Source organism: Pseudovibrio sp. JE062 (assembly GCF_000156235.1).
Lineage (GTDB): Bacteria > Pseudomonadota > Alphaproteobacteria > Rhizobiales > Stappiaceae > Pseudovibrio.
This window is the reverse complement of record NZ_DS996820.1, coordinates 37,400-52,316: the sequence shown is the minus strand read 5'-3', so window position 1 is coordinate 52,316 and position 14,917 is coordinate 37,400. Positions and strand designations below refer to the sequence as shown.

The window sequence follows — 14,917 nt, the reverse complement described above, 5'->3', positions numbered from 1 at the left end:
CGCAAACCCTTTGCTATGAGCGGGAGGGCGGCGAATACAATACTCTCTTCGGAGGGGAATAAGCCCGCCTGTCGTTGTCAGGTTTTTGGCCTCCCGCTCGCCAGTGGGTTCCAAAAGCTTCCTGTCGCGCGGTCCTTCAACAGCCAACAACGAGGCTTTGAATATGGACGACTCCGCATGCGCATGCAGCGCCACAAACACTCTTCAGAATGAAATTGACGAAGTAACCATTGCTGTCTCCGATTTGGAGAACCTCGCTTACATGCAGCAGTTAGTGCTGAGTGAGCGATTAAAACACAGCACGGAACGGGATGCTTTGTTCACTTTGCACTACGCTTTGTGTGACCGCCTTGAAGCACTGAAAAAGACCTGCGGAACATTGGAGCGGGTCGCCTTTCCGCAGCCGATAAGCACAGCAACAGCTTCATGACCCAATCGCTGTAACGGTGCTCGCGGCGCTTTGCGCCCACCCCGCATCACAGCACGCCCCGCTGAGGGCCTCCAACAGCTCGCATGGGGCTGATGAAGCTTATGGGCACCCTGCTGGTCTGCGCTCACCCCGCAGGCCAGTCTCTTGTAAGCTTAAAGCTGACGCGAATCCCGGTGCAAATCACGCATGTGCTCTGCCTGAACGTGAAAGTGATTCATGCCAATCAATCTAAAAATATTAGCAGCTATCGCTAATATATAAGTTTGTTGTGGAATAAATATGATGTTTTGAAATGCGGCAACTTGCGCATTGCCCGCCGGTAAAATCCAGAAAACCCTTGGTATTTCAGGGAGGTTGTAAAGGCAAGTACATCGCGTCGCGGTAGCCCTGTCCCCACCAAGCCCCTGTACCTAAGTAGTTTTTCTTTTTGACTTTCAGGCCAATTCGCCCAAACTCCTGAGTGTGTAATAAGTTCAATGATGAATTTACATTGGGGCTGGGAAAATGCGCTGGTATCAGCTGTATTTGAATATCTTGAAAAGAGATAAGCTGCCTTGGCACATCGAAGATGTATCCATGGCCAACAACCTGCACCTCGTCTAACGACCTTTCGCCTGCAGTGGAGTCGCTCCTGCTGCACGGCCGCATGTCAGCTCGCCTTCTGCCTCCTATAGTCCGCCAAAGATGCAGAGAGCAGAAGCCAGCCAAACATGCAGCACTCTCCAAAACAAGTAAATATCAGGCACCCACTCTGAAACCACACCCCCTAAGTGGCCGAAGAACTGTGTCTTGATATAAGCAATACAGTCGGCACCTCCGGTTTGCGCTGCAGGTGTGCCCTGTTTGCTTCAGAATAATGGCGTTTGTCTTAATCCTGTCTTCCAAGTGTTGAGCGCATTGGAGCAGAAGAACGGCACCGGCATGCCTGAGACTTGCTGCGGAGACAATATACAGATCACAGCACAACCAAGATTATGCAGATTAATACTCTGCATAGTCAAGTAATGCGCATGTAACTATCAGCGCCTTGTGTATTGCATAAAGGTATATGTCGCTGTGGTCTGTATATAAAAACGATTATTTATTCACATATGGATATTGTTACTTATTGTGATGATCGAATATTTGGATATCTAATAGTTGATGAAGATTGGTGAAGAGAAAAAGATTTCCATTCGTAAGTAAATAAACTTCAGGAAATCACTATTTTCCTCACTCCCTGAGAATTCGGAAAGATCCGCTCTTTCCGCCCAATTGGTAAAGAAGTAAGTAAGAGGACGTTCTTATGTCTAAGTTTATGCCAGAGCCGTTCAAGATTAAATCTGTTGAACCAATGTACTTCATCGACGATGAGCGTCGTGAAAATGCAATTCAGGAAGCTGGCTTCAACACCTTCCTCATCAAGTCTAAAGACTGCTACATCGACTTGCTGACCGACTCCGGTACCTCCGCAATGTCCGACAAGCAGTGGGCAGGCCTGATGGTCGGCGACGAAGCGTACGCTGGCTCCGAAAACTTCTACAACCTCGAAAAAGTTGTAAAAGAATACTTCGGCTTCAAACACCTGATCCCAACTCACCAGGGCCGCGGTGCAGAAAACATCCTGTCTTCTCTGACCATTAAAGAAGGCGACTACGTACCAGGCAACATGTACTTCACCACCACACGTTTCCACCAGGAGCGTAACGGTGCGAAGTTCGTAGACGTTATCTGCGACGAAGCTCACGATCCGGATCTGGCAGACGTACCGTTCAAAGGTAACGTTTCCATCGAAAAACTGCAGAAACTGATCGACGAAGTCGGCGGCGACAAGATCCCTTACATCTGTCTTGCAGTAACCGTGAACCTCGCTGGTGGTCAGCCAGTGTCCATGGCGAACATCAAAGAAGTATCCGAACTCTGCCACAAGCACGGCATCAAAGTGATGTACGATGCAACCCGTTGTGTAGAAAACGCATACTTCATCAAAGAACGTGAAGCTGGCTTCGAAGACAAATCCATCAAGGAAATCCTCTTCGAAATGTTCTCCTACGGCGACGGCTGCACCATGTCCGGCAAAAAAGACTGCCTGACAAACAACGGTGGCTTCCTGTGTGTGAACGACGACGAACTGTTTGCTGAAGCAAAAGGCATGGTTGTTCAGTTCGAAGGTATGCCTTCCTACGGTGGTCTCGCAGGCCGCGACATGGAAGCAATGGCAATCGGCATCAAAGAGTCCTGTGAGTTCGACTACATCTCACACCGCGTAAACCAGATCCGTTACTTGGGTGAGCGTCTGGACGCAGCTGGCGTGCCAATGGTTAAGCCTTACGGCGGTCACGCAATCTTCCTCGATGCACGCGCATTCCTGCCGCACCTGGAACAGGACAAGTTCCCTGCACAGGCACTGGCAGCTGCGATCTACCGCACCTCCGGCGTACGCACCATGGAACGTGGTATCGTTTCCGCAGGCCGTAACATCGAGACCGGTGATCACCACCGTCCAAAACTCGAAACCGTTCGTCTGACAATCCCACGCCGCGTATACACCTACGCTCACATGGACTACGTCGCAGACGCAATCATCGAGCTCTACAAAAACCGCGAAAGCATCAAAGGTCTGGAATTCACATTCGAGCCTAAGGTACTGCGCTTCTTCACTGGCCGTTTCGCAGAAGTTTAAGCGATAAGCTATTGAAGTGACTAGAAATAGTCATAGAGTAAACTGCATTGGAGGAGAGCCCGCGTGCTCTCCTCTGTTGTTATCAAAGCACAAGATTTACCCATCGTAAGCCTATGTGCGCTTTTCGGGAAAGCTCTGCCGCGGGGCATATTCAATTCGGCAGATGGTTTCTCTCTTGGTCACGGCAAAACGCCGGAGTTGGGAGGCTCACTATGACCATCGCTTCTGAGCAGGTTCCAGCTGCAGAGACAGTTGAACCGCAAACTACCAAAAAAAGTCAGGGCACTATCCTGGGCGCCAGTGTGATCGCTGCTGGCACCGCCGTCGGCGCGGGCATGTTCTCGCTGCCAGTAGCCAACAGTGGTGTATGGTTCACCGTCTGTCTGGTTCTGATGATCGTCGTTGGTTACATCATGCACACCGCATCGTTGTACATCATGGAAGTCACGCTGCACTTCCCTGAAGGCTCCAACTACGACAGCCTTGCAAAGGGCACCATCGGCAACTTTGGCCGCATCGTAAACGGCCTCTCCGTTGCCTTCCTGTGCTATGTTCTGACCTACGCCTACATCTCAGGCGGCAGCTCAATCATCACTTACTCGCTGTCCATCTTCGGTGACGTGAATATGTCATCCGGGGTTGCGAGTTTGATCTTCGCAGTCGTGCTTCTGTCGATTGTGATGATGGGAACCAAAGCGGTTGACCGTGTGAACACCGTTCTCATCGGCGGTATGATCATCACCTTCATGATCAGCCTGAGCTCACTGATCGGCAACTCCTCAACAGCCAACCTGTTCCCGGAGATCTCTCTCGGTGATCGCATGCCATATGCGTTCTACACCATCTCCTTCCTGGTGGCGAGTTTCGGTCTTCAGATCACCGTACCAACCGTAACCAACTATCTGGGTCTGGATGCGAAGCGCACCAGCAAGGCGCTGCTGATCGCAATCTTCCTTGCAGGCTTCTTCTACTTCCTCTGGATGTTCGCAGTATTCGGAAACATCTCCCGTGATGACTTCCCTGCAATCATCGCAGAAGGCGGTAACATCGGTAACATCATCGGTGCTCTGAGCGAATCTGGTATCAGTGCCAACATCTCTGTCATCCTGCAGATCTTCGGCAACATGGCTGTAGCAACATCCTTCTTGGGCGTGTCCCTCAGCCTGTATGACTACATCTCTGACTTGTTCAAGTTCGACACAGCGACCGTTGCCGGTAAAGCAAAGACAGTCGGCATCGCCTTCGTTCCAACCATCATCCTTGCAATCCTGTTCCCTCACGGGTTCATCGCTGCAATCGGTTATGCGGGCGTGGTTCTGGTGATTTTCTCACTGCTGGCTCCAATCGTCATGGTGCGCATCTGCCGTGAGCGGAACCCGAACATGTACCAGGTCCCAGGCGGCAACGCCCGTCAGGCAATGGTCTTCGGCTTCGGTATTCTGGTGTTCATCATCACCGCGTTCGAGCTGACTGGCAACCTGCCGATCTTCGGCTAAGCGTCTGACTGAGAAGCCGAAACGCTTTTCAGACAAAGACACGCAGAAGCAAAAAAACTAAAGCAGTTCAATCGATCTAATGGGAACCGAACTGCTTTAGGCGCTCTGAAAAGATCGCAAGAAACACGACTTTTAGTCGGGGCAAATTTTGATTGCGGGTTTCTGCCAAAGCTCCCGCAATCAATCCAGCTGGCCCTTTGCTGCCAGCTGCAGACTTGCCGCAGCTCTTCCCGGCTGCGGCAAGTTTTCTGCTGTTCCGCCCCAGAAACAACACCCCGAACCTGCTGGGAGGTAGGTTCGGGGTGTTTGCTGGTTGTAAAAGCATCCCAGAGGAAGTGTGTCTTGCTAAACGTCCTTGCCCCATACAGGTGGAGCTGGGATCTCTTTAACGCTTCAAAACGTACTGTGTGTTTTGAGGAGCTGATCCTGAGCTTGCCCAGCAGGTCTTGTTGACTTTAACAAGCCTTGCGGTTTCTCCCCCCGACCGCGATTTGAGAACAAGCTCTTTTCCATCCAGATTCCATGAAGCAGCTTTGCTCTTGCTCAATGCACAGCCTGACTTGGTATTGATCGCATGCTTGGCTTTATCGTGCGGATCGGATGTCATCTCCAATGGGCACGACTTCCTGGCATTCAGATCAACAAGTGTCCAATCACCCAGGAGCTCTTTTGAAGTTGGGGCAGAGGCTTCGTTGGCGATAAATTTTGCGACTGATGCGAGGGCTTTGATTGAATCGGTGGAGATAAACACATTAGCCTGGGAAGAATAACTAAGTTTGTTTGTGGTGTTATTGGCCGAGCACAGTTCTAGCTTCGGCTCCTCTTTCTCAGTGTTTTTAGATGATGTTTGGCAACCTGCCAGTGCAATCAATAATCCAGAAAGAGCAACGAGTGTATATGTACGCCTAAGCAAGTGAAAATCCTCAATAAATATCAAACGTGAGGATTTTAGATCAATAAATGTATATTGCAATCATAAGTTGATTAAATTGCTTAAGTACACTTGGTGCATCTAATCGATGAGCCGAATACTGGTGTGCTTGTCGTTGATTCACGGAACAACAAGAGGTCCAAAAACACCACCACCCCTGACTTCAAAGTCCACTTTGGAACCACAGCCGCAAAAACCCGAGAAAACGTCACTCATATAGCCTGATACACCTCGCGCCAAAGTTCCATCCATAAATGTTGAGGTCCGCCTTGTAAAAAAAGCGCAGGTATCACCAAAGGGTTCCTGAATATTTGAAAGATCGACAAGATATGGCTTGAGTTCGCCCTAAGCCCAAAATCAAGAATGCACTGCAGGACATTCAGATGATTGCCAGAAAAGTATTGCCTGCTCTTTGTTCTTTCCGACCATCTACGGCGGCAATCAGTTTTTGCGTAACTCCTCTTTTTCTCTTTCAGGCAACCTCGGGTCAGGCTCGGCCTGTGATGATTGATTTCGGGCAGTCATACGTGGTTGGCGGCTCAAGCAGACATCCGCCAAACCCATGGAACATAAACGACAACCTGTTCATTGGAGAATACAGTACAGACTCTGACCGTCGAGATGATGGCAGGGTTTCTGCGCGTAATATATTCTTGGGTTTTACCCCCACTTCGCATGGCACCCTCACAGTTTCGGGTGCTGACTCCCATGTTTCATCCAGCGCAACCGTTGATGTCGGGGTGGGAGGAACGGGTGTCCTCAACATATCAGGTGGTGCATCGTTCTCTACTGCAACAACAACGGTTGTGGGTGGAAGCTTCGAGGGACATGGCACAGTGTCCATTGATGGCAACGGGACCACTTACAGCAATGGAGGCACGTTTGCTGTTGGGGTGGGGTCTGAGGGCCAGTTGGAGGTAACGGACGGCGCTGCTCTTAACACCCAGCGATTTTACCTCAGCTTTTCCGGGGCAACTGGGCTCACAACGGTCTCAGGAAGCAACTCAACCCTCACAACCTCTGGAGAAACAATCATTGGCCGTAGAGGTCGGGGGGAGCTGACCTTATCAAATGGCGGTCGTGTTATTGTTGGATCTGACGGGAGCGGCACGCTCGACATCGCAAAGCCGGATATTGGGGGAACCAATTCGAGGGGCACTCTGAACATTGGGGCAGCCGAAGGTTCAGCGGCAACGTCACCGGGGTTCATCAGCGCGAAGAATGTCGTGTTTGGCCGATCAACCGGTGAGATTGTCTTCAACCACACCAGTGATAATTACAGCTTCGCTCCGAACATCTCGGGACCAGGCTCAGTCCGCTTTGTTGCAGGAACAACGATCCTAAACGGCACCAACAGCTACACCGGCACAACAACCGTGCAGGGCGGAACTCTGTCGGGAAACACGGCAAGCCTGCAAGGTGATATTACCATCGACGCAGGTGCCACTCTTGAATTTAATCAGTCAACAAATGGAAGTTACGAGGGCGATCTGACCGGCAGCGGGGCACTGGAGAAGACGGGAAGCGGCACCCTGACGCTAGACGGGGACGAACATGCATTCACCGGTATAGCGACTATTCGGCAAGGGATGTTACTCGTAGGGTCCTCTCCGGTCAGCAGCGGTGCTGTCCTTCCAGGGAGCGTGGTCATCGGACAGGATGGGATGTTGGGTGGTCATGGATCTATCAATGGAAATGTGAGCAACAATGGCGGGCGCATTGCACCGGGCAGCTCAATAGGCACGACAACGATCAATGGGAACTACTCCGGTGCAGGCACTCTGGAAATTGAAGTTCAGGGAGAGGCTGACCCAACGTTGGATGCATCAGATCAGCTGATCGTCAACGGAACATTTGATGCCAGCGACACAGTGCTCGAAGTGCTCTTTCTACAGCGAAGATACGGCCAAAATTTCGTTCCGACCTCCACGCTCGTGATTGTTGAAAATGATGGTGCAGATAGCATCATTGGCACGTTTGCTGATGTCGAAGACAACCTTGCCTTTTTTGATAGCAGCCTCGACTACGCCACAGGCACAGGCAATGACATCGCCCTCTCTTTGGTGCGAAACAGCGTGAGCTATGCCGATCTGGCTCAAACCAGAAATCAAAGTGCCACTGTTGCCGCGATTGAAAGCCTCGGCAGCAGTAATCCCCTTCACATGGCATTGCTTGCTGCCAACGCAAATGGCTCTGACGCGCGCGAAGCTTACGACCTCACGTCTGGGGAGATCAATGCATCAGCGCGGGCCATCTTAATTGATGATGCCCGCTACGTTCGCCAGCGGATAAACGATCACCTGTTTGCCATCGGCAAGCAACGTGATGACGGGCTGGTTGAACCAGAAAAGACAGCAGCTATCGGCTCACTGAGCTTCTGGACTGAAGTATATGGCAGTTACGCGTCCTTTGGTGGTGATGGCAATGCGGCAACGACAGACCGCAATGTCGGCGGCATGCTGTTTGGGGCAGATGGTGAGGTCCATGAGTTCCTGCGTCTTGGGCTTGTGGCAGGCTTCTCTCGCTCAGACTTCAACGTGAGTTCGCGCCTGTCTTCAGGTGACAGCGAAAACTACACCGTAGGCGGATATGCCCAGCTTCCGCAGATCAACGCCTTACCAGTATCTCTTCAAGGTGGTGCTGTAGCCACATGGCATCAGCTGAGATTTGATCGAGAAGTAACTGGCTTGATCGCAGATGAGTTGGAATCGGATCAAAACGCCACAACACTGCAAGTGTTTGGTGAGCTGGGTTATGACTGGCAATTGGGTGAAGCGCGCATGCAGCCATTTGTTGGCGTAGCCTATGTTCACCTGTTCAGCAAAGGATATCGCGAGCAGGGGAATGATGCCGCGCTTTCAGCGGACAACCAGAATGAAGGCATCACCTTTACAACGCTGGGCCTGCGGTCTGACTGGGATTTCTCCATTGGCGGGTTAAGCACCACTCTGAGCGGGCTGGCTGCCTGGCAGTACGCTTCGCAAGACACAATTAACTTCACGCAGGCCTTCATCAGCGGAGGCAATCCCTTCACCATCACCAGCGTTCCAATCTCGCAAAACGTGGCCCTCCTGGAAGCTGGTCTGGATGCCCATTTGACTGACACCGCGCGCCTGGGCGCCGCCTACTACGGCCTGCTTTCTGATGATGCTCAGGACCATGGTTTCAATATACGTCTGCTCTGGCAGTACTAAAGGTAGCCAAGCTTACTGCACAAAACACGCTCCCGCAGATATAACCCCCTATATTTCAAGCAGAAATCGCAAGTCGTCTTTATGTTGGAATTCATGTTTCCATCATACAACTGTCCCATCCGCGTCTCAGCGTACCTTCAGTTCGCGTCTGAGTTTGATCCTTCCGACCACCTGAACTCAGATGTGCTCGTTATCGATGCCCCGAATGATCCAAGAGCAACTAGCGGCATCGTGAAGGTGGGTGAGGGGCGTTTGATTGATGATCACACCTGACGAAGCACGCATTCTGCCACTCAGCGACATGACAGCACTGCACCTTCGCCTGCATCTGGGAACCTCTGAGTATGAGCCCGTGAGGCGGCAGTGGTTCTATCCATAAAGGAGAGTACACATGCCGCTGAAATCCCTTTCTCGTTTAGCTACACTGGGGCTCGTAATCACCTTCTCCATGCTCATCAGCAGTTTAGCTCAGGCCGATACCAGTACGGACGCAAGTACGGATCCAAGTCTGTTCAAGGAATGCCCGGTATCGCAGGATGAGCCCAACGCCTTCGCACTGTGCGCCACCGCCAAGTGCTGGACGGTCGACACCGTGGCCTACTGCAAATGTGATGCGCTGAATGAGCAGAGCATTTCTCTGCCGTTTCACTATGAAGAGAATGGCGAGAAGAAGGACGTTTGTGATCTGCTGAAAGCTGGCATCGACAACGGCTTCACCGTGAGCACCTATGCCACCCCGCGCCAGATGGAAACTGACTATGATCCCAAAAGCGAAAATCTGGGCGAGCCCATGGCAATGTACACCTGCCCAAACAGTGAGGAGGCCCCCGCTGGCTACTCAGCGCAATGCGATGGTGGCTTCTGCTTCAACAGCACACAAGGCAAGGATTTTCCGGGGATTGGACCGGTGAAGGACGATGAGATCATCTGTTCTTGTCCAGCAGTGCCTAGTCCCAAGGCAGGCTTCCAGATCGCTGGCCCATGGTTATGTGACCCCGGCGACAGCAACAGTGACGGCACCTGCTGTGATAGCTCGTTCCACGACAAGCTCTGCTCGGTCAAATCCGTCAGTTCTACGGGAACAGAGCTTATGGTTGGCGCGCCACTAGGTGTAGCCAAGATCCTTTCGAAAAAACTGGATGGCAAGGAGCCTGCCATCAATCGCTGCGTCTTCAAATAAGCAGCAGGCGTACTAGAGTGAGCTCGATCAGCACTCAGCCAACACCACGATGATGTTGTCGAGCTCCTCCCACATGAAACCCTCAACTGCGTTGGTAGCAGGGTCATAGCCGTGATAATAACACCCCTGCGCTTGCCTGATCGCCGCTTCTGCCAGCGACAGCCTCTCTTTCACGGAAAGGCGCGGGGAGGCGATGGGCGTATGGCTTTGCGGATCAACTTCAGTGAACGTGACTGACATCAGGCTCCTCTCAGACCCAAGCCGCTCTTCCAATGCCGATGCCTTTTGCCAGGCAATCTGGATGTTCTCGATAACAACAGAACGCGGTTGAGAGGCACTGACAACATTCTCAGCAACACTGGTCGCACTCACATCAGAAACCGCAGTCGTCTGGTCTTCTCCGTTGCAAGCAGCCAGCAACAAACAAACGACCAACCCAGAGTACTTCAAAAACATACTCAAAACATCCAGCTCACATCACTCAATCAAAGAACACCCAGCCACAATAGACCCCAAACCTTTGGGAAGGCTGGCAAAACCCCGTCTCCCTGCCTCAGCCGCCAAACCCAGTCAACGAACCTGCGATAGAAGGCACAGGTTTTCCGATGTTGTTCTGTGTCGTCGCAGACCTTCCTGACACCTCCACCTACTGATCCCGCTTCGAAATCAGCTCACGGGCGCGGTTGATGTACTCGGTGTTTTCGTGGGCTGGCACGGTCGGGTCATAATGCTCCGCCAGTTCTCTAAGAACTTGCTTGTCTTCTCTCACGAAGTCCTGCGCCATCTCCTCGGCCTTGTCTTTGGGAATGCCTAGCTCTTCCCAGGCAGATCGACCCGCGCGGACGGCGCTGTCAAAGGTATCGCGGATGATGTGGTGGGCGCCGGCTGCGTAAAGCTCGTAGACGTGATGGCGATTGACCGCACGCGCCACAATGCTCACCTGCGGATGATGCTTGCGCACGTGGCGCACCAACTCCGTGGCAGCCTCCCGCTGATCAATCGCAACGATAAACAAGCGAGCCTCAGAAATCCCCGCAGCGAGCAGCAAGTCTGGCCGCGTTGCATCCCCAAAGAACACACGAAGGCCATAAGCCCGCAGCATCTCCAGCTGAGCGGAGGAGTAATCCAGAACCGTTGTCTTGTAGCCTGCTGTCCGCATCATGTTATTGATGACACCGCCAAACCGACCATGCCCGGCAATGATGATCGGCCTCTTCTCAGCAATCTCATCGGCAGGCAACTCATCTTTGGAGGCCAGCCGCGGTTGGATCACCTGCGAGTACACAATGAAAAGCGCTGGTGTCAGCACCATAGACATAGCAACGACTAGCAACAGCTGATCAGCAATCGCCTGCGGAAGAACATGATTGGCCACCGTGAAGGAAATCAGCACAAAGCCAAACTCACCTGCTTGCGCCATGCTGAGACCAAACAACCATTTAGCATTACCCTTAAGCCGGAACAGACGTGCCAACACCAGCAACACGAAAAGCTTGATCGCGATTAGACCGATCGTGAGCAGCAGCGTGATACCCAGATTAGCCAGTAGCAGTTCAAAGTTGATGGCAGCGCCAACGGTGATGAAAAATAGCCCAAGCAGCAAACCGCGGAACGGATCGATATCGCTCTCCAGCTCGTGTCGATACTCACTGTTTGCAAGCACAACACCGGCCAGAAACGTTCCCAGCGCCGGCGATAGCCCGACCAACGTCATCAGCAAGGCAATGCCGATCACGAACAGCAGCGCAGTCGCCACAAAAACTTCTCGCAGATTCGCCATGGCAACGTAGCGAAAGATAGGCCGGGTGAGATAAAAACCGCCTGCAATAACAACGGCAATCGCAGCAATCGTAACCAGCGCCGCCTGCCAGCCTTGCAAGTCCTCCACCAGACTTAAGCTGCCACCTTCTTCTGCCCCCGAATGGGCACCATGACTAGCAACATCTCCGGCAATACCAGCAAGCTCTGGCAGGGCGAGCAGTGGTAGAAGCGCAAGGATTGGAATGACGGCAATGTCCTGAAACAGCAGCACGGAAAAGCTGGCCTGTCCTCCGTCTGATCGCAACAAGCCTTTTTCACTCAGTGTTTGCAGCACGATGGCGGTTGAGGACAGCGAAAGCAGTACGCCACTCGCCAACGCTACATTCCAGGAGAGGCCCAGCAACATGGCCGCGCCCATAACCAGCACAGTGGTCAAACCAACCTGCAAACCGCCAAGTCCAAGCAACCGCTGGCGCATGGACCAAAGCATCTTTGGTTCCAACTCAAGCCCAACCAGAAACAGCATCATCACCACGCCGAACTCGGCAAAGTGCTGAACCCCAACCACGTCCACATTCAGCCCCGACAGGATCGGGCTTATGGCAACACCGGCAATCAGATAACCCAGCACAGACCCAAGGCCGAAACGCGAAGCAATCGGCACAGAGATGACGCCCGCAACCAGAAAGACAAAGGCGAGAATAAGAAAGTCGGTCACGGTCAATACCCTCTGTAGCCGTGGCAGGTGTGTGGTCGAAAGCGCAAACCCGGTTGGAACCGTCCTTCCACCCGGATCAACAAAGAGCCGATAACTCAAACTCTGCGCTGAAGTTCAGCACACATCGACCACTGGATCATGCTTAAGTTTTTATAGGCATGAGCCAAATAAACAAGGTCTCCATTGAAACGTCCGTCGCGTTGAGGCTCTCATTGTGCCGCGTAGGCCCGGTAATGAAAAAAGCCGCCATCAGCGCGGAGACTGACGACGGCATACAACGACGAGTGAGCTCGTCGTGGGGGAGGGAGATTACCTCCTTCGCGGACTATACAAGTTCTTTATCTGTGACAGAGTTTTTCTCAAATACTGCATTCAGATGAGTGCTCAGCCGCTCAAAATCCTGCTCAATCTCAGGATTTTTGAGAACATCATAGCAAGCAAATGTCGGCAAGCCTGTCATGCCGAAGAAGCGGAAGTTCATGTGCTGAGGGAAAAACAGATCGTCTACAGACTTGCCCTGAAACAGATACTCTGAAGGATCGTCAAATGCCTCACTCGGAGCGTTGAACGTAAGGGAGAGCATATAGGTCTTACCCGTCAACGTGCCGCCGTTGCCGTAGTTCTTTTTAGGCGCTTCACTGGTGCGGCCATCATTGTTGCAAAATGCGCCTGCTGTACCTGCAGTGTAAACCTCATCCATGTAGCGCTTTGCACTCCACGGAATACCCATCCAGTTCACCGGGATTTGTAAAATGACCGTATCAGCCCATTGATGGTTCGCCACTTCGGTCTCAACGGCAAACTCACCGGAGGTCGCCACAGTGCGCACGGCATGGCCCATAGCTTCAAGCTGCACCTTCATGCGCTCAACCAGCGTCTGGCTCAACTTACCCTCGGAAAAGGCGTAGTGTTGGTGGCAATTCAGGATGAGGATGTTCATCGGTATCTCCTAGGTCGTGTCATGTGCGAGACGCCGGATGTGCCTGGGATGCCTGGCGACCGCGTTGCGCCAAATATTGTGGCTTCAACGATTTTGGGGAATGCCGTATCTAGCCAATTTGTTGCTGGATTCTGCCTTCTCGCTGAGGATGGCTGTCTCTACCGGCAAGTTTGTTGCACTATACTGGCAACTACGAGAATTGGACGTGCCGAATGACCACCCTGCGCCAACCTATGAATGACCTCATAGACCATTTTCATATGGGGGATGATAACGCGATTGCTGAAACCTCTTTGCCCGGAGTGCGCGTGTTTCACAGCACGGTGCCATTGCCACGGGAGCCATTGGTTTACGGCAGCAGTATCATCATCATCGGGCAAGGCAGGAAGTCTCTCTACCTGGGTGATCTGAGCTTCCAGTATGATGAAAACAACTATCTGGTCGTTGGTCTGCCGCTGGCCTTTGAATGCTCAACAGAAGCAAGCCCGGAAAATCCCCTCTCAGGTCTGGTCGTGGATCTGGACACCTCACTCCTTCTGGAGCTTATCAATAAGGTTGATGACCCTGTTGTCTCCAACACCACCACGAAACTGGGTGCAGAGCCGGTGGCCATGAGTGATCATATGCAGGACGTTGTCGAGCGCCTGACGGCCTGTTTGCTTTCACCGGTTGATACCTCTGTGCTGGGGGCAGGGTTGGTGCGTGAGCTGCATTATCGTGCTCTCAATGATCGCCACGGCAGCGTCCTGAGGATGTTGAGCAATCAGGGCAATCCAAGCGCGCGCATTGCCCGTGTTCTTCAAAAACTGAGCGGTAATCTGGCAGGCAAGTACTCCGTGGATCAGCTCGCCAAAGAGATCGGGATGAGCTCCTCAGCCTTCTATCGTGCCTTCCGCAGCACAACGGGTGAAACGCCGGTTCAATACCTCAAGAAACTGCGCCTGAACCATGCCCGCAGCCTGATCCTTTATGAAGGCAAGCGTGCTAATGAGGCTGCAACGCAGGTTGGGTATGAAAGCCTCTCGCAGTTCAGCCGGGACTTTAAAGTGCATTTTGGAACGACAGCGGCAAAAGCTCGGGAAAGCATTGCCCGTTAGGAGGCCTCTGCCTCAGCAGTGCTCTTAAATCCCCAAAACCGCATGGCATCAGGGCCGATCTGTTGTAGCACCTGCTCAAAATGAGGCAGGTCGACATGGCGGCGCAGGACTTTGGCGACGCCTGCCGGAGTCTCGTCATCTGAGAAGTTGTGAAGCCTGCGCAGCGCCTTGGCATCCGCCACCCAGTCCTCCATGGTGCCAAACTCAGGATTAAAGTCATCCCGACTCCAGCCAGACGTGAAGATCGCACGCAGCACGACAGGCAGGGTATCGGCAAAGGCCAGCACTTGCTCCGCAGTCAAACGCTTCCGAAAGGCCAGCAACGTGGCCTGCACGCAGGTGTAAGTGCGGTTGCGTGTCACCAGATCCATCGATTCCATGGCATCCAGAAGGAAGGCTTCGTATTGTTGTGATGCGAGTTGATATTCCTGAGGCATGGGCATGAAAGTACCTCCGAAAAAATATGGGTGGTCAGCTGATGCATGAGCTTAACCCACGTTTTCGCGCT

At 52.5% G+C, this 14,917-nt stretch carries 12 protein-coding genes; 7 read left to right on the top strand and 5 right to left on the bottom strand.

Annotated features, from left to right (window positions below; genetic code table 11):
• Positions 1-163: 163 nt before the first annotated feature.
• From PJE062_RS25495 to PJE062_RS25480, 3 genes are all read left to right on the top strand, one after another.
• Positions 164-430, top strand: coding sequence for a hypothetical protein (locus PJE062_RS25495; RefSeq protein ID WP_037038275.1), 267 nt, complete (start codon positions 164-166; stop codon positions 428-430).
• 1,285 nt (positions 431-1,715) lie between these two features.
• A complete protein-coding gene (locus PJE062_RS25485) occupies positions 1,716-3,092 on the top strand; it encodes a tyrosine phenol-lyase (protein ID WP_008553084.1) in 1,377 nt (458 codons plus the stop codon).
• Positions 3,093-3,304: 212 nt separating this feature from the next.
• Positions 3,305-4,588 carry an amino acid permease gene (locus PJE062_RS25480; RefSeq protein ID WP_008553051.1) on the top strand — a complete coding sequence of 428 codons (1,284 nt, stop codon included), beginning with the start codon at positions 3,305-3,307 and terminating at the stop codon, positions 4,586-4,588.
• A 385-nt stretch (positions 4,589-4,973) separates the two neighbouring features.
• Here the strand turns inward: PJE062_RS25480 and PJE062_RS25470 are convergent, their stop codons facing one another.
• Entirely contained in the window at positions 4,974-5,561 is a 588-nt protein-coding gene (locus PJE062_RS25470) for an AprI/Inh family metalloprotease inhibitor (protein WP_083793313.1), read from the bottom strand.
• 461 nt (positions 5,562-6,022) lie between these two features.
• Between PJE062_RS25470 and PJE062_RS25465 the strand changes: the two genes are divergently transcribed.
• The 3 genes from PJE062_RS25465 (at position 6,023) to PJE062_RS25455 (ending at position 9,893) form a co-directional block, all read left to right on the top strand.
• The gene (locus PJE062_RS25465) at positions 6,023-8,713 is read left to right on the top strand and encodes an autotransporter domain-containing protein (protein WP_050773984.1); all 2,691 of its coding nucleotides are present in this window, start codon (positions 6,023-6,025) and stop codon (positions 8,711-8,713) included.
• A gap of 93 nt (positions 8,714-8,806) precedes the next feature.
• Positions 8,807-8,986: a hypothetical protein gene (locus tag PJE062_RS25460; RefSeq protein WP_157039348.1), complete on the top strand. Its 180-nt coding sequence runs from the start codon at positions 8,807-8,809 to the stop codon at positions 8,984-8,986.
• 118 nt (positions 8,987-9,104) lie between these two features.
• The gene (locus PJE062_RS25455) at positions 9,105-9,893 is read left to right on the top strand and encodes a hypothetical protein (RefSeq protein ID WP_008553057.1); all 789 of its coding nucleotides are present in this window, start codon (positions 9,105-9,107) and stop codon (positions 9,891-9,893) included.
• A 27-nt stretch (positions 9,894-9,920) separates the two neighbouring features.
• Here the strand turns inward: PJE062_RS25455 and PJE062_RS25450 are convergent, their stop codons facing one another.
• From PJE062_RS25450 to PJE062_RS25440, 3 genes are all read right to left on the bottom strand, one after another.
• On the bottom strand, positions 9,921-10,349 hold the full coding sequence (locus tag PJE062_RS25450) for a hypothetical protein (RefSeq protein ID WP_008553130.1): 429 nt from the start codon (positions 10,347-10,349) through the stop codon (positions 9,921-9,923).
• A gap of 190 nt (positions 10,350-10,539) precedes the next feature.
• Positions 10,540-12,372, bottom strand: coding sequence for a cation:proton antiporter (locus PJE062_RS25445; RefSeq protein ID WP_008553127.1), 1,833 nt, complete (start codon positions 12,370-12,372; stop codon positions 10,540-10,542).
• 325 nt (positions 12,373-12,697) lie between these two features.
• Positions 12,698-13,312, bottom strand: a complete 615-nt coding sequence (locus PJE062_RS25440) for an NAD(P)H-dependent oxidoreductase (RefSeq protein ID WP_008553090.1) — start codon at positions 13,310-13,312, stop codon at positions 12,698-12,700.
• Positions 13,313-13,524: 212 nt separating this feature from the next.
• Here PJE062_RS25440 and PJE062_RS25435 point away from each other — a divergent pair, with 212 nt between their 5' ends.
• Complete coding sequence (locus PJE062_RS25435; protein WP_008553039.1) at positions 13,525-14,409, top strand: AraC family transcriptional regulator; 885 nt, start codon at positions 13,525-13,527, stop codon at positions 14,407-14,409.
• Here the strand turns inward: PJE062_RS25435 and PJE062_RS25430 are convergent.
• Complete coding sequence (locus PJE062_RS25430; protein WP_008553033.1) at positions 14,406-14,852, bottom strand: DUF2267 domain-containing protein; 447 nt, start codon at positions 14,850-14,852, stop codon at positions 14,406-14,408. The genes PJE062_RS25435 and PJE062_RS25430 overlap by 4 nt on opposite strands.
• Positions 14,853-14,917: the final 65 nt, after the last annotated feature.